This window comes from Vibrio sp. D173a, from assembly GCF_030248475.1.
This window is the reverse complement of the sequence record NZ_JAHGAH010000345.1, coordinates 1-23605: the sequence shown is the minus strand read 5'-3', so window position 1 is coordinate 23605 and position 23605 is coordinate 1. Positions and strand designations below refer to the sequence as shown.

18 protein-coding genes are annotated in these 23605 nt (G+C 46.4%); 9 read left to right on the top strand and 9 right to left on the bottom strand.

Annotated elements, in window-relative coordinates; all coding sequences use genetic code 11:
* Positions 1–79: 79 nt before the first annotated feature.
* Positions 80–697 (bottom strand): transcriptional regulator OpaR, encoded by a 618-nt coding sequence (gene opaR / locus KIV40_RS25680; protein WP_005428669.1) that lies wholly within the window; start codon positions 695–697, stop codon positions 80–82.
* 321 nt (positions 698–1018) lie between these two features.
* On the opposite strand from opaR, the gene hpt reads away from it, so the two are divergent.
* On the top strand, positions 1019–1549 hold the full coding sequence (gene hpt, locus KIV40_RS25675) for a hypoxanthine phosphoribosyltransferase (protein WP_005428667.1): 531 nt from the start codon (positions 1019–1021) through the stop codon (positions 1547–1549).
* Positions 1550–1635: 86 nt separating this feature from the next.
* Here the strand turns inward: hpt and can are convergent, their stop codons facing one another.
* Entirely contained in the window at positions 1636–2304 is a 669-nt protein-coding gene (can, locus tag KIV40_RS25670) for a carbonate dehydratase (protein ID WP_012128868.1), read from the bottom strand.
* 283 nt (positions 2305–2587) lie between these two features.
* Between can and KIV40_RS25665 the strand changes: the two genes are divergently transcribed.
* The 4 genes from KIV40_RS25665 (at position 2588) to KIV40_RS25650 (ending at position 7257) form a co-directional block, all read left to right on the top strand.
* Positions 2588–4258, top strand: a complete 1671-nt coding sequence (locus KIV40_RS25665; RefSeq protein WP_041853279.1) for a SulP family inorganic anion transporter — start codon at positions 2588–2590, stop codon at positions 4256–4258.
* A gap of 239 nt (positions 4259–4497) precedes the next feature.
* Positions 4498–5415: an ABC transporter ATP-binding protein gene (locus tag KIV40_RS25660; RefSeq protein ID WP_041853462.1), complete on the top strand. Its 918-nt coding sequence runs from the start codon at positions 4498–4500 to the stop codon at positions 5413–5415.
* Positions 5415–6185, top strand: a complete 771-nt coding sequence (locus tag KIV40_RS25655) for an ABC transporter permease (protein ID WP_012128865.1) — start codon at positions 5415–5417, stop codon at positions 6183–6185. The genes KIV40_RS25660 and KIV40_RS25655 overlap by 1 nt, the downstream gene beginning before the upstream one ends.
* Positions 6186–6327: 142 nt before the next feature.
* The gene (locus KIV40_RS25650; protein ID WP_041853280.1) at positions 6328–7257 is read left to right on the top strand and encodes a Kdo(2)-lipid IV(A) acyltransferase; all 930 of its coding nucleotides are present in this window, start codon (positions 6328–6330) and stop codon (positions 7255–7257) included.
* A gap of 62 nt (positions 7258–7319) precedes the next feature.
* Here KIV40_RS25650 and panC read toward each other — a convergent pair whose 3' ends face one another.
* The 7 genes from panC to sfsA all read right to left on the bottom strand — a co-directional run bounded on the left by panC (position 7320) and on the right by sfsA (position 13258).
* Positions 7320–8222, bottom strand: coding sequence for a pantoate--beta-alanine ligase (gene panC, locus KIV40_RS25645; protein ID WP_012128863.1), 903 nt, complete (start codon positions 8220–8222; stop codon positions 7320–7322).
* A gap of 11 nt (positions 8223–8233) precedes the next feature.
* A complete protein-coding gene (panB, locus tag KIV40_RS25640) occupies positions 8234–9028 on the bottom strand; it encodes a 3-methyl-2-oxobutanoate hydroxymethyltransferase (RefSeq protein WP_005531735.1) in 795 nt (264 codons plus the stop codon).
* A gap of 24 nt (positions 9029–9052) precedes the next feature.
* Positions 9053–9538: a 2-amino-4-hydroxy-6-hydroxymethyldihydropteridine diphosphokinase gene (gene folK, locus KIV40_RS25635; protein ID WP_005428652.1), complete on the bottom strand. Its 486-nt coding sequence runs from the start codon at positions 9536–9538 to the stop codon at positions 9053–9055.
* Positions 9535–10884 carry a polynucleotide adenylyltransferase PcnB gene (gene pcnB, locus KIV40_RS25630; RefSeq protein WP_285352005.1) on the bottom strand — a complete coding sequence of 450 codons (1350 nt, stop codon included), beginning with the start codon at positions 10882–10884 and terminating at the stop codon, positions 9535–9537. The genes folK and pcnB overlap by 4 nt, the downstream gene beginning before the upstream one ends.
* A gap of 102 nt (positions 10885–10986) precedes the next feature.
* Positions 10987–11850: a tRNA glutamyl-Q(34) synthetase GluQRS gene (gene gluQRS / locus KIV40_RS25625; RefSeq protein WP_285352003.1), complete on the bottom strand. Its 864-nt coding sequence runs from the start codon at positions 11848–11850 to the stop codon at positions 10987–10989.
* A 108-nt stretch (positions 11851–11958) separates the two neighbouring features.
* Positions 11959–12405, bottom strand: coding sequence for an RNA polymerase-binding protein DksA (gene dksA / locus KIV40_RS25620; protein ID WP_005439389.1), 447 nt, complete (start codon positions 12403–12405; stop codon positions 11959–11961).
* A gap of 136 nt (positions 12406–12541) precedes the next feature.
* Positions 12542–13258 carry a DNA/RNA nuclease SfsA gene (sfsA, locus tag KIV40_RS25615; RefSeq protein ID WP_285352001.1) on the bottom strand — a complete coding sequence of 239 codons (717 nt, stop codon included), beginning with the start codon at positions 13256–13258 and terminating at the stop codon, positions 12542–12544.
* 66 nt (positions 13259–13324) lie between these two features.
* Here sfsA and hrpB point away from each other — a divergent pair, with 66 nt between their 5' ends.
* From hrpB to acnB, 4 genes are all read left to right on the top strand, one after another.
* Positions 13325–15793, top strand: a complete 2469-nt coding sequence (gene hrpB / locus KIV40_RS25610; RefSeq protein ID WP_285352000.1) for an ATP-dependent helicase HrpB — start codon at positions 13325–13327, stop codon at positions 15791–15793.
* Positions 15786–18176, top strand: coding sequence for a penicillin-binding protein 1B (gene mrcB, locus KIV40_RS25605; protein ID WP_285351998.1), 2391 nt, complete (start codon positions 15786–15788; stop codon positions 18174–18176). Before hrpB ends, mrcB begins: the two co-directional genes overlap by 8 nt.
* Before the next feature lie 87 nt (positions 18177–18263).
* On the top strand, positions 18264–20579 hold the full coding sequence (locus tag KIV40_RS25600; protein WP_285351996.1) for a patatin-like phospholipase family protein: 2316 nt from the start codon (positions 18264–18266) through the stop codon (positions 20577–20579).
* Positions 20580–20849: 270 nt separating this feature from the next.
* Positions 20850–23438 (top strand): bifunctional aconitate hydratase 2/2-methylisocitrate dehydratase, encoded by a 2589-nt coding sequence (gene acnB, locus KIV40_RS25595; RefSeq protein WP_285351995.1) that lies wholly within the window; start codon positions 20850–20852, stop codon positions 23436–23438.
* Positions 23439–23605: the final 167 nt, after the last annotated feature.

The window sequence follows — 23605 nt, the reverse complement described above, 5'->3', positions numbered from 1 at the left end:
TTCCCGTTTCCCGTTTCCCAAAAACAAAAAAGGCCAATACCTAAGTATCAGCCTTTGATTTTTTAAGCCTAATTATTTTTTAGTGATGTTCACGGTTGTAGATGCATAGCATATCTAAGTATGCGCTTACTAGGTTCGTTAACTCAGCTTCGCTCTTAGAGCGGTTTGCTTGTACGAAAATAGAGTAGCAAATACCGTGGAATAGATTCGCCAAGTGTTCCGGTTCATGTTGGTCACAAACTTCACCACGCTCGATGGCTTTGATGAACATGTTTTGCACTAGAAGTTGGTTAGTGCGGTTTGTGGTCACGAATAATGGCCATACTTCATCACGTGTCGATGCGCTCCACTCAAACCAAACTTTCAGCCAATGGCAATCTTGGCTTACTAGCTCAATCATTGCATTAGTGATGTTGGCGATGTTTTCGCGCGCGTGGATGTCTAAGTCGATGTTATCCGACAAGAAGTTAGAGAACTGACGCACAACGTGGTTCAGAACTTCATCCACCAAATCTTCACGAGTAGGGAAGTAGTTAAATACCGTCGCAACAGAAACTTGAGCGATCTCTGCAATATCCGCGTGACCACCACGGCCAATGCCGCGACGAGCAAACACTTCAAGAGCGATTTCCATCAGTTGCTGTTTACGTTTTAGAGGGGAAAGCCTAGTACGAGGTCTCTTTGCAATTGAGTCCATATTTCTTTTTCCTTGCCATTTGAGTTGATGTTTTGGGGATAATCCCCTAATTGATTATTTTAATAGTTGCTTAAAGCACTGATGAGTGTAATGGTGCATATGTGCGAGGTCAACATCTGATGCACAATTTATAGACAGTAATGTCATTATTGATGTTTTATTCAACTAGATAAGTTCTAAAATTAAGACTTTCATTCAATAAATCAAAGCAATGGCAAGCGGCTTTTAACCCATGGTGCGGGGTGTTACACTACACGCCGCAAGATAAGGTGATCGTTTGCGTACGACCTACCTCAACCCACAAAGAAAATTGAGCACAGTATGAAACATACAGTAGAAGTCATGATTTCTGAGCAAGAAGTTCAGGAACGTATTCGTGAATTAGGCAAACAAATTACTGAACGCTACCAAGGCAGCGAAGATCTGGTAATGGTTGGTTTGCTACGTGGTTCATTTGTATTTATGGCCGATTTGGCTCGTGCAATCGAACTGACTCACCAAGTCGACTTTATGACCGCTTCTAGCTACGGTAACACGATGGAAAGCTCTCGTGACGTACGTATCTTGAAAGACCTTGATGATGACATCAAAGGCAAAGACGTACTGATCGTTGAAGATATCATCGACACAGGTAACACGCTAAACAAGATCCGTGAAATCCTATCTCTACGTGAGCCTAAGTCTATTGCGATCTGTACACTACTAGACAAGCCATCACGTCGTGAAGTTGAAGTGCCAGTTGATTACGTCGGTTTTGCGATTCCTGACGAGTTCGTTGTTGGTGTGGGTATCGACTACGCTCAAAAATACCGCCACCTACCATTTATCGGTAAAGTGGTACCACAAGAGTAATCGTTACTTTTGTCTAAAGAATACAAAAACGCCCGTTAAGCAATTAACGGGCGTTTTCTTTTATTCAGTCTGGTTAAGCTTATTGCTTAGCGACAAAGTAATTTGTTGTCTTCATTCAGAATCGTTGAGAGTGCTTTTTGGTAAGAAGCTTCCACGGTCTCTTTTGAGTTAGAACGGATGCCTAAGTACTCTAGGCGGCCATCTTCAATTCCGTACACCACGCCATGAATTTCCACATCCTGACCACGTTCCCATGCGTTTTGCATGATGGTGGAGTTACCTAAGTTGTAAACTTGCTCGGCAACGTTGATTTCACCCAGTTTATCAGCGCGGTCTTCAAGAGGCATTTGGTCAAGGTAAGTGCGATGTTTAAAGTACAGATCACGAATGTGAAGTAGCCAGTTATTGATTAAGCCAAGCTGAGGGTTATCAATGGCAGCATTAACACCACCACAGCCGTAGTGACCACAAACGATGATGTGCTTCACTTTCAATACGTCGACCGCGTATTGCACTACAGAGAGGCAGTTTAGGTCGGTGTGGATGACCTGATTAGCAACATTTCGGTGAACAAATAACTCGCCTGAGAAAAGCCCAGTTAATCGCTCTGCTGGAACGCGACTGTCTGAACAACCAATCCAAAGAAAGTCGGGCTTTTGACCTTCCGCTAGCTTCGCGAAATATTCTGGACGATCAGATTTGATTTCTTCTGACCACTTAGAGTTATTTTCGAATAATTGTTTAATTTCCGGCATCTGACATCTACTTCCCTAAAAATTAAAAAAACCAACCACTCACTATTGCTTATAAAGCGATCAGCGCTGTAACTATACACAATGTTACAATTTCGATCCCGTTAAATATTCATCAAAGATGACTCATCTGACGAGTTCTCGCAGTTAAAATCATAAAATATGCAGACATCATTCAGTATGCGAATAAACCTAGCTAATTCGCGGGTTTATTGTGTTTTTTTCTTTGACGAAATATTTGTTAGATTGATGCCATTTTGTCTTTTTAATGCAGGGAGCAAATTCAATGTTCGGTAGTCGCTTTAAGGATATCAACTTGAAAGGGGATCTGTTTGGTGGTGTCACGACGGCCATTATTTCACTTCCTCTTGCGTTAGCCTTTGGTGTGGCATCTGGCGCGGGCGCGGAAGCTGGCTTATGGGGCGCGATCATGGTGGGGCTTTTTGCTTCGTTATTTGGTGGCTCTAATACCCTCATCTCAGAGCCAACCGGTCCAATGACGGTGATCATGACCGCGGTACTGACCAGCATGATGGCTAAGTATCCAGAAACGGGTATGGCCATGACGTTCACTGTGGTCATGATGGCAGGTGCCTTCCAGATTGTGCTTGGTACGTTGAAGCTGGGTAAGTACGTTACGTTAATGCCTTACAGTGTGATATCAGGATTCATGTCAGGGATTGGTGTGATTCTTATTATCTTGCAGTTGTCGCCTTTGCTTGGTCATGCAGCACCGTCTGGTGGAGTAATCGGGACGTTATCGGCATTGCCCGACACAATCTCTAACTTAAAGTTTAGTGAGTTATTTTTAGGCTTGCTGACGTTAGGCATCTTATTCTTCTTCCCGAAGCAGTATCGTAAATACGTTCCCGCTCAACTTGTCGCGCTGGTGGCGGTTACTTTGTTGTCGGTTATGCTGTTTGATGCAGAAGACATTCGTCGAATCGGTGAAATCCCGGCAGGTTTGCCTTCTTTGGTCGTGCCACATATCGATCCTGCTATGTTCACTGAGATGGTTATTGATGCATTGGTACTGGGCACACTAGGTTGTATTGATACCTTATTAACCGCAGTGATTGGCGACTCTTTGACGCGGAAAGAGCACGATTCGGACAAGGAGCTGCGCGGGCAAGGTTTGGCAAACATGATCTCTGGCCTGTTTGGTGCGTTGCCAGGTGCAGGCGCGACAATGGGGACCGTAACCAACATCCAAGTCGGTGCTCGTTCACCATTATCCGGAGTCATTCGCGCACTGATTCTGGCGTTGGTGGTACTGGTTGCCAGTGGTCTGACGGAGCCAATCCCAATGGCGGTGCTGGCCGGCATTGCGGTGTATGTCGGTTTCAATATTCTTGATTGGAGTTTTATCCAACGTGCTCATAAGGTGAGCTTCCCGGGGATGGCGGTCATGTATGGCGTGATGCTATTGACGGTGTTCGTAGATTTGATTGTCGCCGTTGGCCTTGGTGTGTTTATCTCTAACATCATTATCATTGAGCGCTTGAGTCGTGAGCAAGCACGCCAAGTTAAGGCGATCAGTGATGCAGATGAAGACGATGTTCCGCTGACTGACAGTGAGCGAGGGCTGTTAGATAGAGCCAATGGTAAAGTGTTGTTCTTTTATCTTTCTGGGCCAATGATCTTCAGTGTTTCGAAGGCAATTTCGCGTCAGCACTCCAGTATCTCGGATTACGAAGTGATGATCCTCGATCTAACAGATGTACCTATGATTGATGTGACCGTTGGGTTGGCGCTAGAGAACGCCATCAAAGATGCTCTGGATGCGGAGTGTGAAGTCTATTTGCTGTGTCCAAACCAACGTACGCGTGAGCAGTTAGAGAAATTCCACGTGATTGACTTGGTACCTGATGAGAACACTTATAAGTTCCGCTACGAAGCATTGAATGCAGCGGTAAAGCATGTAGAAACCGATGAGCACCAAATGCTAACGATGTAATCTAAGTCACTTATTTAAAAGCGCTATCAGAGAGATTTGATGGCGCTTTTTACTATATGGCGTTGGGAGGATTTATAGTTATTTCTAATTTTATAGAAAGGTTTATTTGTATTCATCGTTATTCAACGATAAACTAATTCAACTTCAGTGCAATATCGCTTTCGACTCTTGAGTCGCTATCAATGATCCCCAACGGTATTGGCATTCACGATTCATCAACAGATGGCAATGATTACGCAATGTACGCATTAGAAATAGAACAGCTTCGCAAGACTTATGCGGGCGGATTTGAAGCGTTGAAGGGCATCAGCCTAACAGTAGAAAAAGGCGACTTCTACGCACTTCTTGGGCCAAATGGTGCGGGTAAATCCACCACAATTGGCATTATCTCTTCTTTAGTCAACAAAACTTCGGGTACGACGAAGGTTTTTGGCTACGACATCGATACGCATCTTGAATTAGCGAAGCAGAACTTAGGCTTGGTGCCACAAGAATTCAATTTCAACCAATTTGAAACGGTCGAGCAAATTGTAATGCAGCAAGCGGGCTACTATGGCGTATCCAAAGAGCTTGCTAAAGTTCGCGCGGAAAAATACCTAACTAAGCTCGATTTGTGGGAAAAACGTAAAGAACGCGCGCGTAATTTGTCCGGTGGTATGAAGCGCCGTTTGATGATTGCCCGTGCTTTGATGCATGAACCTCAGTTGCTGATCCTTGATGAACCAACTGCGGGTGTTGATATCGAATTGCGCCGCTCTATGTGGGATTTCTTAAAAGAGATTAACCAAGAGCAGGGCATTACTATCATCCTAACAACCCACTACCTTGAAGAGGCAGAAATGCTGTGTCGTAACATCGGTATCATCAATAAAGGTGAGCTGATCGAGAATACGACCATGAAAGCACTGCTTGGTAAACTGCGTGTTGAAACCTTCATTCTTGATGTTGAGTTTGATGGTGAGATGCCAGAGCTTGCGGGTGTGAATAGCCAAACGATGATCAATGGTTCATTAGAGATTGAATTGGACAAGAGCCAAGGTCTGAACTCAGTATTTAGTCAACTTTCAGAGAGAGGGGTGAAAGTACTCTCTATGCGTAATAAAGCAAACCGTTTGGAAGAGCTGTTTGTCAGCATCGTACGTGGAGGTAACCAATAATGTACAAGTTATATTGGACCGCTTTTTGTAGCCTACTGATGAAAGAGATTAATCGCTTCACACGAATTTGGGTGCAAACCCTTGTGCCGCCAGCGATTACGATGACGCTGTATTTCATCATCTTCGGTAGCCTAATTGGTTCTCGTATTGGTGAAATGAACGGCTTTAGCTACATGGAATACATTGTGCCGGGCTTGATCATGATGTCGGTGATAACCAACTCGTATTCCAACGTCGCATCGTCATTCTTTAGTTCTAAATTCCAGCGCAATATTGAGGAGTTGTTGGTTGCGCCAGTACCAAACTACGTCATCATTCTTGGTTTTGTTATGGGAGGCGTCGTTCGTGGTTTGCTGGTGGGCACCATCGTTACTTTCGTGTCGCTGTTCTTTGTTGATTTGCAAGTGGATCACTGGGGCATCATTATCGCGACGGTATTTATGACTTCGGTTGTGTTCTCACTCGGTGGCTTGATTAACGCAGTTTACGCGAGAACGTTCGATGATATCTCCATCATCCCGACGTTTGTATTGACGCCGCTGACTTACCTTGGCGGTGTGTTTTACTCAATCAGCCTACTGCCTGAGTTTTGGCAAGGAGTGTCTAAACTGAACCCTATCGTCTACATGGTGAATGCATTCCGTTATGGCTTCCTTGGTGTGTCCGACGTGGGGATTGTCACCTCGTTTAGCGTACTGACGGTATTTGTTGTCGCGCTTTATGCTGTGGCTCACTATCTGGTCACCAAAGGGATTGGTCTAAGAAGCTAATACAAAAAGCAATCGAAAGAGCAGCCATCAGAGCTGCTCTTTTTCTATGCACATCAATACATTCCCATACAAATTTTCGACTTTTTACATGCTAGGTTTCACTCATCTTTCGTAAATGCATCTGCTGTAAATGAGTGAAGCCATGAATGTCGTCCCATCTCCTCCTTTCTCTTTAAAATTACTACGTCCCAAATACTGGTCTGTGTGGTTCGCTTTTGGTTTATTAGCGTTGATCGTTAATCTGCTCCCTTATCCAGTGCTCCGTGCATTAGGTAGAGGTATTGGTTCACTTGCTATGTCGCTGATGAAGCGCCGCAGAAACATCGCAAAACGAAACCTTAAACTCTGTTTTCCTGAATACAGCGATGCCAAATGTGATGAGCTGGTAAAGGCAAATTTTAAATACACTGGCATGGCGTTGATAGAAACCGGAATGGCGTGGTTTTGGCCTGATTGGCGTGTGCAGCGTCTAACTCAAGTTGTGGGTAAAGAGCGCCTGCTTGAGCAAGAAAAGAATAGGCGAGGTGTGTTGGTGGTATGTAGCCATCACCTTAACTTGGAAATGACGGCGAGAATCTTTAGCCAGTTTGCGAAAGGCTATGGCGTGTATCGTCCGAACTCAAATCCCGCTTATGAATTTATTCAACATCGAGGCCGTACGCGTTGTGGGCATCAAATGATAGATCGCAAAGACGTAAAGTCGATGCTCAAAGTCCTAAAGAATGGCCAGCGATTATGGTATTTGCCGGATCACGATTATGGTGCGGATAGCTCGGTATTTGCGCCTTTCTTCGCCGTCAATCAGGCCGCAAGTACGGCGGGGTCGAGTGTATTGGTTGATGCAACCAAGTGTGCGGTGATGTCTGGTGTAACAGTAGTAAGCGACAATCAATACACCTTATATGTTGGTGGTGACTTGAGTGAACAATTTGAACGACGTAACCCGGTTAAAGCTGCGAGCATTTTAAACCAAGAGATTGAAAATATGATCCGAAGAGATATTCCTGCATGGATGTGGTTGCATAAGCGATTCAAGACACGTCCTGAAGGGCTTCAATGCGTTTATTCGTAACTCCTTTCCTCGGATACAAAAAAGGTCGGCTCAGTGCCGACCTTTTCGTTTATTTATTTCACTTATTCAGCGCTTGCTGAGTTTGCTTCGCTTGATTCTTCTTCTTTGGTTTCTACGACCATATCAACCGTTTGGTTGTCGATTAGGCGTGCTTTACCCAAGAATGCAGACATTAGAATCACCGCTTGAGTGGTCTCTGCAGTAATAGCTTGAAGTGTACGAGCATCACGAATGAAGATTTCATCAGGCTGTAGACCCGCTGCACGCAGTTGGTCGTTCGCATCTTCAATCACTGAAGCGTAATCATCACGGCCACCACGCATCGCACTGCTGATCCAACGCATGGTGCGAGCAAGTACTGGTGCGCGTTGACGTTCATCAATGGTCAAAAGACCATTACGAGAGCTCATTGCAAGGCCATCCATTTCACGTACGGTTGGTACGCCAATGATTTCGATGTCCATCGCCAAGTCTTCAACCATTTTGCGAATCACCGCAAGTTGCTGGAAGTCTTTCTCACCAAAGCAAGCCACATCAGGTTGAACGATGTTGAACAGCTTGTTGACGATGGTTGTCACGCCACGGAAGTGACCTGGGCGAGACGCGCCTTCAAGAATGGTAGATAGGCCAGGAACATCAACAAACGTTTGTTTGTCCAAGCCTTCTGGGTAGATGATTTCTGGTGTTGGAGTGAACACCACTTCTACGCCTTCACCACCTAGTTTGCTTAGGTCTTCTTCTAGGGTGCGAGGGTAGTTATTTAAATCGTCTGCACGGTCAAACTGCATCGGGTTTACAAAGATGCTTACGACAACGACATCCGCGTATTCGCGAGCTTTACGAACAAGCGTAAGGTGACCTTCGTGTAGGTTGCCCATTGTTGGAACAAACGCTACTTTGCGACCTTCACGCTTAAAGGTTTTTACCTGTTCACGAATCGCTGAGATTTCCGCAAAAGTTTGCATGCATTTATCCTCTAGGCAATGGTATGAGCTTCGTCTGGGAATGCACCGCTTTCAACTTCAGCCATGTATTGAGCCACGGCTTTGCGCATATCGCCTGTTTCAGCAAGGAAGTTTTTCGAGAATTTTGGCATGTAGTTCGCCGAAATTCCAAACATATCATGCATAACAAGAATCTGGCCGTCGGTCACATTACCAGCACCGATGCCGATCACTGGCACATCAAGAACTTGAGTAATACGAGCTGCCAATTCAGCAGGTACACATTCTAACAAAACAATTTGAGCGCCGGCTTCTTGCAGGGCCAATGCGTCTTTCACCATGCGATCGGCTTTTTCTTGATCGCGGCCTTGTACTTTGTAACCACCAAAGATGTTTACAGATTGTGGGGTCAGGCCTAGGTGAGCACAAACAGGAACTGCGCGTTCAGTTAGCATCTTAACAGTATCAACTAACCAATCGCCGCCTTCGATTTTTACCATATTTGCACCAGCACGCATTAGCGTTGCTGCGTTCTCACATGCTTGTTCTGGCGTTGCGTAGCTCATGAATGGCATATCAGCCATCAATAGACAGTTTGGGCTACCAGCGCGTACAGAGCGCGTGTGATAAGCGATATCTTCAACGGTTACTGGCAATGTATCTGTTTTACCTTGCAGAACCATGCCTAGAGAGTCGCCGACCAGCAGTACTGGCATTTCTTGGCTTTCAAAAAGTTGGGCAAAGCTTGCATCGTATGCAGTTGAAGTAGCAAATTTACGACCTTCTTGCTTCCACTTAATCAGGTCGTTAATGGTCATTTTTTTCATTGTTTTATCCTCACTAGGAGTTGGCTATGACTGCCAAATATTGAGGCCGTTGCGATCTACTTGTTCAAGTAGTGACGACACCTCGGTCCCGTCTGGGAGTTGTAAACTTGGTGCAATTTCCGCAAGAGGGTAGAGTACGAACTCGCGCTCTCTCATTCCATAGTGTGGAACTGTCAGTCTTTCGGAATCAATCACCTCATTGCCGTACAGAATCATGTCGAGGTCCAAGGTTCTTGGGCCCCAGCGTTCTTCTTTACGGACACGCCCTTGTTCCTGCTCAATCGCTTGGGTGCAATCGAGCAGTTCAAGAGGCGTCAAATTGGTTTTAATCGCCACCACCGCATTGATGTAATCCGGTTGGTTTTGTGGTCCCATCGGCGTGCTACTGTAGAGCGAAGAGGCTTGCACAAACTCGGAGTTTGGTAGCGTTTTTAATGCCTCGATCGCTTGCTTCGCTTGGCTGACGGGATCAGCCAAGTTACTGCCTACCGCAATGTACGCTGTGATCATGATTTCGGCTTACTCTTTTTCTTGCGATAGGTTTTACGGCGGCGTTGGCCATCGAGATCGCCAGCCATGGCTTGGCGCATTTCTCGGCCCGCATTTTGGAAAGTTTCCCACCACTTGGCAAGCTTCTGAGTGTCTCCACCCTCAATTTCACCGCGCATTTCAAGAAAATCAAAGCCAGCTCTAAATTTGTTGAGCTCCATGAGGCGGAATGCGCGTTTGCCATTGCGTCGTGGAAGACGTAATTGTAGCTGCCAAATTTCACGAATTGTCGCGGTATGACGGCGTGGAATCGCAATGGTACGTACTTGGTCATCAAGAATGATGTTGCTCGCTTCCATGATGGCGTCGTAATGGCACAGGTTATGCTGTTCCATCAGTTTGTCAGCCATTGCGCATAGCGGGTACCACAGCATGGCAGCAAACATGAATGCTGGATTGATGCGTTTGCCTTCTTCGATACGCATATCGGTTGAATCAAGCACCAAATCAAGCATTTGCTCAGTGTGAGATTCGTAATCTTCAGTGAAGTGTTCAGCAATCGCAGGGAAAAGCTGCTGGAATAGGTTGTATTCACGCAGTAGGTGATAAGTTTCTAGGCCGTGACCAGATTGAAGCATCTTCAACGATTCTTCGAATAGACGCGCCGATGGGATATCGCGTAGCAGCGGTGCCATCTCTTCAATCGGTGCTGCGGTGTCTTCTTCGATGTCGAAGTCGAGCTTCACAGCAAAGCGAATCGCACGCAGCATGCGCACTGGGTCTTCGCGGTAACGGGTTTCTGGATCACCGATCAGGCGAACAAGACGGTCTTCTAGATCCTCAATGCCACGTGCATAGTCGTGTATTGAGTAGTCTGCGATGTTGTAGTACATCGAGTTAATCGTGAAGTCACGGCGCTCTGCATCTTCATCAATAGTGCCGTAAACATTGTCACGAAGCAGCATGCCTTCTTTTGACTGCTGAGAAACGTTCTTGTTTTTTTGCTCTTGGTGGTGACCACGGAAGGTCGCAACTTCGATGATGTCTCGACCAAACATAATGTGTGCGAGACGGAAGCGACGGCCAATCAAACGGCAGTTTCTAAATAGCTGTTTGATCTGTTCTGGTGTCGCGTTGGTTGCGATATCAAAGTCTTTTGGTTTTTGTCCAAGCAGTAAGTCTCGAACCCCGCCACCCACAAGAAAAGCATCGAAACCGGCACCGTTTAGTCGGTATAGCACCTTCAGTGCATTGTCACTGATCTGCTTACGCGAAATGTTGTGCTCTTCACGAGTAATTACATTGAGAGCGAGTTCTGGGATCATGGCAGATTCGCTTGTTGTATAGTCGTTTGTATTCATGTGCATCTGGCAATAACTGGGTTTAATCCAATCTTGCTTTGGTTAGTTTTTTACGCCACTAGGGCCAATTTTGCGGCTAATAATAGCTTACACAGTCCCGTTTGAGAATCACGATGTGATCTCGATCTCTGCTGGAAGCTGTTCTAAACGCCAATTTTCGCAGCCCCAACGTAGGATTTCGTCTAGGTTAGCGGCTTTCATATCTTCAGGAATATCGAATCCTAAAAACGTCATAGCATGCAGCAGAGCAGGCTTCGGATTATCGACATCAATGGCTGTCGCATGATTTTGCTTCGACAATTTATTGCCGTTGCTGTCCATTGCCAATGGTAAATGTAAATAGCTGACTTCAGGCTGTCCAAGGATTTGGTACAAGCTGATTTGACGGCCAGTGGGCTCTATTAAGTCAGCGCCACGGACAACTTCAGTCACGCCTTGGTCAATGTCGTCTAATACTACCGCAAGATTATAGGCAAATAATCCATCTCGGCGTTTAATAATGAAATCTTCATTTACTAACGCTTCAGGAATGGTCATCAAACCGTGCTTCTGATCGAGGAAGTCGGCAATAGGCTTGGGCATTTTTAGGCGAATCGCGCCTTCTTTCAAGCCTTTGTCGCGGCAAGTGCCGGGATAATAACCACCGCGCTCTTTAATTTGCTTACGCGTGCACTGGCAATAGTAGGCATCCCCATTTTCTAACCAAGCATCGATTTGTGCTTGATAGAGGTGATGTCGCTCGCTTTGATAAACCACCTCTCCATCCCAATGCAAGTGGTACGCCTTAAGCGCGTCTAGAATCATTTCAGAAGCGCCTAGCATTTCTCTTGGTGGATCAAGGTCTTCAATACGAACCAGCCAAGTGCCTTGATTGGCTTTTGCTTGAAAGTAGCTGCCTAAAGCGGCCACTAAGGAGCCAAAATGCAAAGGGCCTGAAGGGGATGGGGCAAATCGACCCACATAGCGTGTCATGCGTGTATCTCGAAATATCCGGGTAAAACTACAAGCTTAGTGTTAAAAAGCTAATCAAAACAAAAAGGGAGCCTGAGCTCCCTTTCAATAATCATAATGCTAGGTCAATTAACCTTGCATCTGTTTCTCTTTGATTTCTGCAAGCGTTTTGCAGTCAATACAAAGATCAGCAGTTGGACGCGCTTCTAGGCGACGAACGCCAATCTCTACGCCACAAGATTCACAGAAGCCGAAATCGTCTTCAGTAATTTTGTCTAGAGTTTTTTCGATCTTCTTGATCAGACGACGCTCACGGTCACGGTTACGCAGTTCTAAGCTGAACTCTTCCTCTTGAGAAGCACGGTCAACTGGATCTGGGAAGTTTGCTGCTTCGTCCTGCATGTGGTGTACAGTGCGATCGACTTCTTCCCTGAGCTGATTACGCCAAGCTGTTAAGATCTTTGTAAAGTGTTCAACCTGCTCTGGTGACATGTACTCTTCACCAGGCTTTTCCTGATATGGCTCCACACCGGCAATGGCTAGGATGCCTATCGTTTTCTTCTTTGATTCTGGCATACAGCATCTCCTACTTACACCTAGTCAACTGCATTGCAGTCAATTTAAGGCGGGTATCTATAGCAAAAAGAGGCGGTGCAGGCAATTACTGAATCGCAAACTTATCGTCAATGTGAAGACGACATCATTTTTTCTCTTAATTGATAAATTCAATAGCAGAGATTAACTTGACTTCAGTATTGCTCAGTTCGGCTTTGTAGCAGAGAACTTCTACTCCAGCGTCTTGTGCTTGTTTTAGTAACGTTGAATATTTCGCGTCTATATGGTGCGCCGCAGATACTTTTTCAATACCTGAATGCAAAACAGTGAATAAAAGTATGGCTCTACTTCCAGTTTGTGCCATTTCTGTGAGCTCTCGCAGGTGTTTTTGTCCCCGAGTAGTCACGGCATCAGGGAAGTAACCTTGTCCTGATGGGCTTTCTTCATCAAGCAGCGTGACGCTTTTCACCTCTATATAGCACTTTGGTTTGTCACTTGCGCTGAGCAAGATATCAATTCGGCTATTTTCATTGCCGTATTTCACCTCAGTTTGAAGTTGGTCATATCCAACGAGTTCTGAAATGACATCATTTTCAATGGCTTCTACCGCTAATTGGTTAGCACGAGCAGTATTGATACAAATTCTGTGCCCTTGTGCGGTCTCACTAAGTTCCCAACTGTTTGGGTATTTACGCTTGGGGTTGTCAGAAGTGGAATACCAAACTTTATTGCCCGGTGTTGCGCAGCCTGTCATTGCGCCGGTGTTTGCGCAGTGGATGGTACGCATTTCACCACTATCCAGTTCGATATCGGCAAGGAAGCGTTTGTAGCGTTTGAGCAGAGTCGCTGACTCTAGAGCGGGTTTGAATTGCATTTGCTTATTTAGCCAAGAGTGTTTTTATGTACAATGTGGCCAACATTACAACATAGGGTATTTCCTTTGTCACAATTGCCGATTGAAGCCGTGATGCCACAATTACTTACGGCGGTCAAAAATCAACATCAAGTGATCCTCAAAGCCGCCCCTGGTGCAGGTAAATCTACTTACTTTCCGCTGCAACTTCTTAAAAGCCAAACCGTAACGGGTAAAATCGTGATGCTAGAGCCTCGTCGCCTTGCTGCACGAAACATTGCACGTTACTTAGCGCAGCAGTTGGGGGAGCAAGTTGGCGAGCGGGTGGGTTACCGAGTGCGCGGCGAGACAAAGGTGAGTAATCATACCCAGTTGGAAATCGTGACCGAAGGGATCATGACGCGCATGATCCAAAAGGACCCAGAGTTAGATGGTATCGAGCTACTGATCTTTGATGAATTTCACGAGCGCAGTATTCATGCGGATACCGCCTTGGCATTTAGCTTAGAAGTGCAAGAAGCGCTGCGAGACGACTTAAAGCTGGTGGTCATGTCGGCAACGCTAGACCAAGATGCTTTGCAATCCTTATTACCAGAGGCGGATTACATTGAGTCGGAAGGTCGTAGTTTTGAGGTGGAAACGCGTTATTTACCGCTTGGGGCGAATGACCATCTGCCAACATCCGTGGCAAAAACGATCGAGAACTTGATGGTCAAAGAATCCGGCTCTTTGCTGGCTTTCCTTCCCGGTGTTGCGGCGATTAAACGGGTCGAAGAGCGCTTGTCACACTTACCTGATAACGTCGAAGTGTGTCCTCTGTATGGTCAACTTAGCTTTGCCGAGCAGCAAAAAGCCATCTCACCGGCTTCCTCTGGCAAACGGAAAGTCGTATTGGCGACCAATATTGCCGAAACCTCTTTGACCATTGAGGGCATTCGCTTGGTGGTGGATTCGGGCTTAGAGCGTGTGGCACGCTTTGATTTGAAAAATGGCCTGACGCGATTAGAGCAAGTGCGTGTGGCGCAATCTTCTGCGATTCAACGTGCCGGTCGTGCAGGGCGTACCGAAGAAGGGATTTGTGTTCGACTGTATTCGGAAAGCCAATTCAAGCAACAACCGCAAGTACCTCAGCCAGAAATCCTACATTCAGACTTAGCAAGCTTAGTGATGGAGCTGGCATTCTGGGGCGCTGGGGATATATCTGAGCTGAAGTGGCTTAATATTCCTTCTTCAGTATCGCTTGCTCAGGCCAAACAGCTGTTAATTTCGTTAGGGTTACTCACCGAACAAGGCCAGCTTACTTCTGCAGGTAAGACGGCTCACGCTCTTGGTGTAGAACCGCGCTCAGCAGCTATGCTGATTCAGACGCAGCAGCACAGTGAAAAAATGCTAAATACCGCCTTGGCTGCGGTCGCCCTAATTGAAGAGCCGGAACGCAATGTGACTAACGTAGCGCATAGCCTGCATCGCTGGGTAAGTGGAACACACACAAAGAAAGCCATATTACACAAGCGTTCTCAAACACTGGCGCACAAACTGGATACGGCATTCAGCCTAGCTAAAGTTGATGAGCGAGTGCTGGCGTTAGTATTGAGCTTGGCTTTCCCAGATCGCATTGCGCAGCAACGTGTTAACCAATATGGTCGTTTTACTTTGTCGAACGGGCATGGTGCCGAGTGTCGACCAGAAGAGACACTCGGTGGTTGTGATTACTTAGTCGCGATTGATTTAATGCGTTCGCATTCTAACTCAAGCCAAATTAACCTAGCTTGTGACTTAGATATCAACGCATTACAAGAAACATTCGAGCAGCTTTTCACGACGACTGAGCTGGTTGATTGGGATGAGAAAAAAGGCCGTTTGATTGCCGAACGCCAAATCAAACTTGGTCAATTGGTGATTAAGCGCGAAGCCTTGCCGAGTCCGGGTAAAGAAAAAATGACACAAGCTTTACTCACGTATGTCCGCCGTCAGGGCTTACAAAGTCTAAACTGGACACCGGCAGCGGAAAATTTGTTAGAACGTATTCGCTGCGCAGTGGAATGGTTACCAGAGCAAGATTGGCCAAGTTTCGATGAAGCTCACTTGCTTAATAATTTAGAAGAGTGGCTAGAGCCTTACATGAGCACAGTCTCATCGGTAAAAGATTTGGCAAAAGTGAACTTAGTGGAAGCGCTGAATGCTCGACTCGGTTGGCCTTTGAATCAAAATATTGATGAGTGGTTGCCAGAAGATTATCGCCTACCAACGGGATCGAAAAAGCGCATTCGCTACCAGTTTGGCCATGAGCCCGTGTTATCAGTGCGTATGCAAGAAGTGTTTGGCGAAAGTGCTTCTCCAACTGTGGCGCAAGGTCGTAAGCGATTGGTGTTAGAGTTACTTTCTCCAGCACAACGTCCTCTTCAGGTGACAACGGATTTAGCTGCCTTTTGGGCAGGAAGCTACAAAGAAGTGCAGAAAGAGATGAAAGGCCGATATCCAAAACACGTTTGGCCTGACGATCCTGCCACTCATGTAGCGACAACGAAGACAAAAAGACAATTGAATAATGACTGATACTAAAAAGCCCGGTGCAAAACGAGCACCAGCGAAGAAAACAACGTCAAGTAAAACGACAACCGCTAAGAAAAGCGGCGCGAAGCGACCGAGAAAATCGCCATCGAAAAAGCCGAGTAATGGCAAGCGCTCTTGGCTTAAAACTATTTGGTCATTTAGCTGGAAGGCGGGTGTCGCGTTAGCTGCGGTATTGTTGTTTGTTGGGATTTATCTCGATAGTGTGGTTAAAGATCGTTTTGACGGCCAGTTGTTTGATCTACCAACTGTCGTTTATGCGCGTATCCTCAATTTAAGTCCGGGTGAGAACATTACCATCAAAGAGATGCGTAATGAGCTTGATGTATTGAACTACCGTAAGGTGAGTCAGCCTCGTTACCCTGGTGAATACTCTTCTTCTTCAACGCGTATTGAGCTTATTCGTCGTCCGTTCGAGTTTGCTGATGGCCCTGAGCCTGATCGTCACGTCATGCTGCATTTTTCAAGCAGTGGTCTACAGCGCATTCAATCTTTGGAATCCAAAGGCGATCTTGGTTACCTGCGCATTGAACCTAAGATGCTAGGAATGTTGGAAAAAGATCAGAATGAACAGCGCCTGTTCTTACGTCGAGATCAATTCCCAGAAGTGCTTGTCGATGCGCTGTTAGCAACCGAAGACCGTGATTTTTATCAGCATGATGGTGTTTCGCCGCTGGCGATTGGCCGTGCACTTGTTGCTAACATCAAAGCGGGTCGCACCGTTCAGGGCGGCAGTACCTTGACTCAGCAGCTAGCGAAAAACTTATTCCTGACACGCGATAAAACCTTATGGCGAAAAGTCCGTGAAGCATACATTGCTCTGATTCTGGACTACCGCTACAGTAAAGACCGTATTCTTGAAGCTTACCTAAACGAAGTTTACTTAGGTCAGAGCGGTGGGGATGCCATTCATGGTTTTGCTTTGGCATCGCGTTACTACTTCGGTCAACCGATTCAAGAGCTTCGTATCGACCAACTCGCTATGTTAGTTGGTATGGTGAAAGGACCGTCTTACTACAACCCAATTCGCTACCCTGAGCGCACTAAAACCCGTCGTGACTTGGTATTGCGTCTGTTGATGCAACAAGACATGTTGACTGCAGAGCAGTACGAACAAGCGGTAAATCGCCCGCTCGATACACAGAGCAAACCTCGTATCGCGAGTCGTCAGCCGGCGTACTTCCAACAACTGAACATTGAGCTGAAAGAAAAAGTAGGTGATAACTTCAAAGCTGAAACAGGCTTACGTTTGTTTACTTCTCTCGACCCTGTATCGCAAAGTAAGTTAGAGCAAGCTATCGCGAAGAAAGTCCCTGAGCTTGCTAAACGTGCCGGAAAAGATCTAGAAGCCGCTGCCGTTGCGGTAGATCGCCATAGTGGTGAAATCCGTGCCATGGTCGGTGGTAAACGCGTTGGTTATGAAGGCTTTAACCGTGCCTTGAATGCGAGTCGTCCGATTGGCTCTTTGGTTAAACCTGCCATCTATTTAACCGCGTTAGAGCAACCTGAGAAATACAACCTTGCAACGACCCTGCACGATACGCCGTTAAGCCTAAAGGGCAGTAAAGGTTCGGTTTGGTCACCACGCAACTTCGACCGTAAGTTCCGTGGCGATGTGCCGTTGTACTTAGCCTTAGCGAAATCCCTCAATGTACCAACGGTACGTTTGGGTATGGAGCTGGGTATTCCAGAAGTTTCGGATACTTTAGAGCGATTGGGGGTTGATAAGAGCGAAATTCGCCCAGTACCTTCGATGTTCCTTGGTTCATTCTCACTGACACCATTTGAAGTGGCACAGATGTATCAAACGGTCACTAACTCAGGCAAGCGCGCTAAGTTATCGGCATTACGCTCGGTGATCGACATGGATGGTAATGTACTTTACCAGTCATTGCCGCGCTCATCTCAAGCGGTTGATCAGCAAGCTGCGTGGCTAACGACTTACGCGATGAAGCAAGGTGTTGCTCAAGGTACGGGACGCTTCCTACAAAGCCAGTTCGCATGGGCTGCGCTAGCCGGAAAAACGGGTACCAGTAACGATAGTCGTGACAGTTGGTTCGTGGGTGTCGATGGCCGTGAAGTAACCACAGTGTGGCTTGGTCGCGATGATAACAAGTCTACCAAACTGACTGGTTCAAGTGGCGCATTACGTGTTTACGCGGAATACCTAAAGCAACGCATCCCTGAGCGACTAGAGTTGCCTTGGCCAAAAGAAGTGACCACATTAGGTTTCCAAAAAGCTGCTACTGGCGCGCTGGAAATGAACTGTCGCAGTGAATACAAGCTGCCAGTGTGGGACAAGTCTGGGCAAATCAAACAGCAGTGTGAGAAAAAATCAAACTGGTTGAATAGCTTATTTGATTGGTAGGGCTACCAAAAACACCATCACTGACTTGTGAAGTTGTTCAAATCTTAGTAAAAATAACTGTTCAATATTCAGCAAAGGAAGAAGTGAATGTTCAAAAAGTCGATTTTAAACCCGTGGGGGCGTTATGTTGCGCTATGGGTCTGCTCCTTTTTGATCGCAACGCCTTCCTTTGCAAAGCACGTTGATGATGATCACTCTCGCCCTAAAATCGCGGTGGTATTAGCTGGCGGTGGGGCGAAAGGTGCGGCTCATATCGGTGTACTAAAAGCACTCGAAGAAATGCACATTCCGGTCGACATTATTACGGGCACTAGCATGGGGGCTTATGTCGGTGGCCTGTACGCTACTGGCATGAGCGCGGATGAAATCGAAAGCTTTATCTACAGCGTCGATTGGAACAGCGGTTACCGAGACCGTGTTGACCGCAGCCAACGTCGTGTCCGCGACAAAGAATACGAAGACCGTTATCAAATCACCACAGACCTTGGCTTAAGATTCGGGGAAATCCGTTCACCAACCGGCGTAGTACAAGGGCAGAACATGCTACGAATTCTACGTGAAACAACGGGTAACTTAGGCCGATTCAGCTCTTTTGATAATCTTGCGATCCCATACCGTTCGGTAGCGACTGACATTGTCGAGTTAGAAGAGGTCGTTCTCGATAACGGTTATCTGGTTGATGCCATGATGGCGAGTATGTCGGTTCCTGGTGCGCTCCCTCCCTATGAGCTCAATGGTCACATGCTGGTGGACGGTGGTGTTGTCAATAACATGCCAGTCGATGTTGCTCGTGCAATGGGCGCCGATATTGTGATTGCGGTGGATATCAGCACCGACTACAAAAGCAAAGAAGACTTCACAGGATTATTCACGGTTGCCGACCAACTCTCCAACTATCTTGTCCGTCGCAGCACTCAAGAACAAGCTGAAACCTTAAGTGGGGATGATGTATACATTCGTCCTGATGTGGGACAAATGGAGACGGTAGAGTTCGAAAAAATGCCAAGTGCTTTTCAAGCGGGCTATGACATTACCAAAGGTCTTCAATCCAAACTTGAAAGCTTGAGTGTGTCGAATGCTGAGTACCAGCAATACATCGATCACAAACAAGAGATACGAAAAGAACTCAAATATGGTGATCAGCGTGTTGTTGATCAGATCGTCCTAGTAAATAACACCCACTACAGCGATGTACTCCTGACAAACCGTTTGGAGCTGGATACTGGGCGCCCATTGAAAACCGCAGAGATCGAAAAGGCGGTTGAAAACCTGTATGCCCTAGATCGTTTTGAATTGATCACCTACCACTTTGAAGAAATTGACGGGGTAAACCTGCTCGTCTTTGAGGTGAATGAAAAATCTTGGGGACCAAACTACCTTAACTTCCGCTTCTTTTTGGAAGATGACTTCGATACGGATAGTCAGTACGGCATTGGTATGTCGGCCAACTTTACCAATTTGAACTCTCATGGAGCAGAACTGACATTCAACGTTGAGATGGGAACGGATAAGTTGATTGAAGCGGAGTTATACTCTCCGGTCCTTTCGAGCCAAGAATTATTTGTTTCCAGTAAGCTCAATTACAACAATGAAAACCGTAACTGGCCTTTTACTGAAATAGAAAACCCAGACATCGGTTCAGTGTATGACTTCCTTCCGGTTTCTTATACCGAGTTCATTACCGAGCTCGCTGCGGGTGTGCAACCGACACTGTGGCAAGAATTCCGTATTGGTGGGCGCTACACCAAAGGTGGCATCGAAGCATCAACCATTGGTTCTGCAGGAACTTTTGATTATCAGCGTTTAGGGGTGTTTGCCAACTACCGTTTGGATACGCTAGATGATTTTGCATTCCCAACGCGAGGTATGCTGATTGATTTGGATTACTTAGTGTCTCACGACAAGAGCCCAGAGGATTTCCGTCAAACCAGCCCAAGCGGTGAAATTGAAGATACCGTGTATGAAATTACGGCGCGTTTCAAAGGGGCGGCGACATACTCCCGTCATACTTTAGTCGGACAAGCAGAATACAGCTTTGTTGAGAGCAAAAACTCTTCTATCCCTCTTGATCCTCGTGAGCTTGGCGGCTTCTTGAATTTGTCAGGGATTCCACGTAACAGCCTCATTGGGCAGAACTTATTCTATACCAGCTTGGTGTATCGTTATAAATGGATGGATAACGACTTCGGGCTGTTTGAGGCACCAGTATATGTAGGTGCATCCCTTGAACATGGTGGTGTTTGGTCAGACAACGATCTCAAGTTGCATGAGGCGCCACTGTATAATGCTGCGTCGGTTTTCTTTGGAGTAGACTCTCCAATTGGGCCGATCATGTTGGCATACGGTCGTACAGAGCAAGATTTAGATGCTGTGTACCTGATCGTTGGAACATCATTTAAATAACCGGGAATAGGACAGCAAGATCTCCGCATATTTAGCCAAAATTTACCGGACTTTAGTCGTAAGTTGCTATGTTGGTCAAAATGATGAGATTTTAATTTAAGGTTAAATTTGCTATCCTTTCGCCCACAGTTTGGCCTCTACGGCGCTGTTTCTCAATCAGAATTGAATGAAAACAAGGGCAATGGAGAGCCAAGTTTCCAAGGATGTTCACTCCTTTACTTTGAAAAATAGTAATTAAAAAGGAGGAACCGCAATGAGAGGAAAAAAGTCGTGCTTGAAGCCTACCGTAAACACGTCGAAGAGCGTGCTGCCGAAGGAGTTGTTCCTAAACCGCTAGACGCTGAACAAGTTGCTGGACTTGTTGAACTTCTGAAAAATCCCCCACAAGGTGAAGAAGCATTTATTCTTGACCTACTAGAGAACCGTATCCCACCGGGTGTAGATGAAGCTGCTTATGTAAAAGCGGGTTTCCTAACGGCGGTAGCAAAAGGTGAAGTGGAATCACCATTAGTAAGCCGTGAAAAAGCGGCTGAGCTACTAGGTACGATGCAAGGCGGTTACAACATCGCGCCTCTAGTTGAATTCCTAGATGATGACCTACTGGCACCAATCTCAGTTAAAGCGTTATCTCATACCCTACTGATGTTTGATGCTTTCTATGATGTTGAAGAGAAAGCCAAAGCTGGCAACGCATTCGCGCAACAAGTCCTGCAATCATGGGCAGACGCAGAATGGTTCACATCGAAGAAGAAAGTCGCGGAACAGATTACTGTTAAAGTATTTAAAGTTACTGGTGAAACCAACACCGATGACTTGTCTCCAGCACCAGATGCTTGGTCTCGTCCTGATATCCCAGTACACGCAAAAGCGATGCTGAAGATGGAGCGTGATGGCATCGTGCCAGATCAACCAGGCAGCGTTGGTCCTATCAATCAGATTGAAGAGCTACAAAAAGACGGCATCCCATTAGCCTACGTGGGTGATGTTGTTGGTACGGGCTCTTCTCGTAAGTCCGCGACTAACTCAGTGCTTTGGTTTATGGGCGAAGATATCCCATACGTACCAAACAAGCGCACTGGTGGTATCTGTTTAGGCGGTAAGATTGCTCCTATCTTCTACAACACAATGGAAGACTCTGGCGCACTCCCAATCGAACTAGACGTACAGAACATGAACATGGGTGATGTCATTGATATCTTCCCATACGAAGGCGTTGTACGTAAAAACGGTGAAGAGATCTCTAGCTTTGAACTGAGCAAAGTACTGCTTGATGAAGTTCGTGCTGGTGGTCGTATTCCACTTATCATTGGTCGTGGCCTAACAAGCCGTGCTCGTGCATCACTGGGCCTAGAAGAAACAGACCTGTTTGCTAAGCCAGTTGACCCTTCAGAATCTGACAAAGGTTACACACTAGCTCAGAAGATGGTAGGTAAGGCATGTGGCGTTGAAGGTGTACGTGCAGGTCAATACTGTGAGCCTAAGATGACCACAGTTGGCTCTCAAGATACAACCGGTCCTATGACTCGTGATGAGCTAAAAGACCTTGCGTGTCTGGGGTTCTCTGCTGATCTTGTGATGCAGTCATTCTGTCACACGTCTGCTTATCCAAAACCAGTCGATGTAAACACGCACCATACTCTACCTGACTTCATCATGAACCGTGGCGGTGTATCACTTCGTCCGGGTGATGGTGTCATTCACTCATGGCTAAACCGCATGCTTCTGCCTGATACTGTAGGTACAGGTGGTGACTCGCATACTCGTTTCCCGCTAGGTATTTCATTCCCAGCAGGCTCCGGTCTTGTTGCGTTCGCTGCAGCGACAGGTGTTATGCCACTGGATATGCCAGAGTCAATCTTGGTGCGCTTTAAAGGTGAAATGCAGCCGGGTATTACGCTACGTGACCTTGTGCATGCGATTCCTTACTACGCAATTCAACAAGGTCTATTGACGGTTGAGAAAGCAGGTAAGATCAACGAGTTCTCTGGTCGCGTACTAGAAATAGAAGGTGTTGAGCACCTAACGGTCGAGCAGGCATTCGAATTATCAGATGCGTCAGCAGAGCGTTCAGCAGCAGGTTGTACCGTTAAGCTATCTCAAGAGTCTATCGAGGAATACCTAAGCTCAAACATCACCATGCTTAAGTGGATGATCTCGGAAGGTTACGGCGACCGTCGTACTATCGAGCGTCGTATCACAGCGATGGAAGAGTGGTTGGCTAATCCAGAGTTGATGGAAGCGGATGCAGACGCGGAATACGCGCACATCATCGAAATCGACCTAGCAGATATTCACGAGCCAATCCTATGTGCACCGAACGATCCAGATGACGCTCGTCTTCTATCAGAAGTTCAAGGCACACAGATTGATGAAGTGTTCATCGGTTCTTGTATGACTAACATTGGTCACTTCCGTGCAGCAGGTAAACTGCTAGAGCAATTCGGTGGTCAATTAGATACTCGTCTATGGGTAGCGCCACCAACGAAGATGGACCGCGACCAACTGACGGAAGAGGGTTACTACGGTATTTACGGCCGCGCAGGTGTTCGTATTGAAACTCCTGGGTGTTCGCTATGTATGGGTAACCAAGCACGTGTAGCAGACAAAGCAACAGTAATGTCGACTTCAACGCGTAACTTCCCGAACCGTCTAGGTACAGGTGCAAATGTATACCTTGCTTCAGCTGAGCTAGCGGCGGTTGGTGCAATTCTAGGTAAGATTCCAACGAAGGAAGAGTACTTGGAATACGCGAAGCAAATCGATGCGACAGCTGCAGATACTTACCGTTACTTGAACTTCCACAAGATGGATGAGTACACCAAGAAAGCGGCTGAGGTTATCTTCCAAGAGCCAGCATAATTTTAGCGAGCTTTGCTAATACTTAATTAAGCGCCCACCATTTGGTGGGCGCTTTTTTCTTTGTAGAACGCTGCGTTTCGAGATATTAGAACTACGTCATTTCCTAGATTGGGAGATGAGGGAGTCGAAATCTCTTTTAGACAAAGTCTTGAGAGATCCCCAACTCG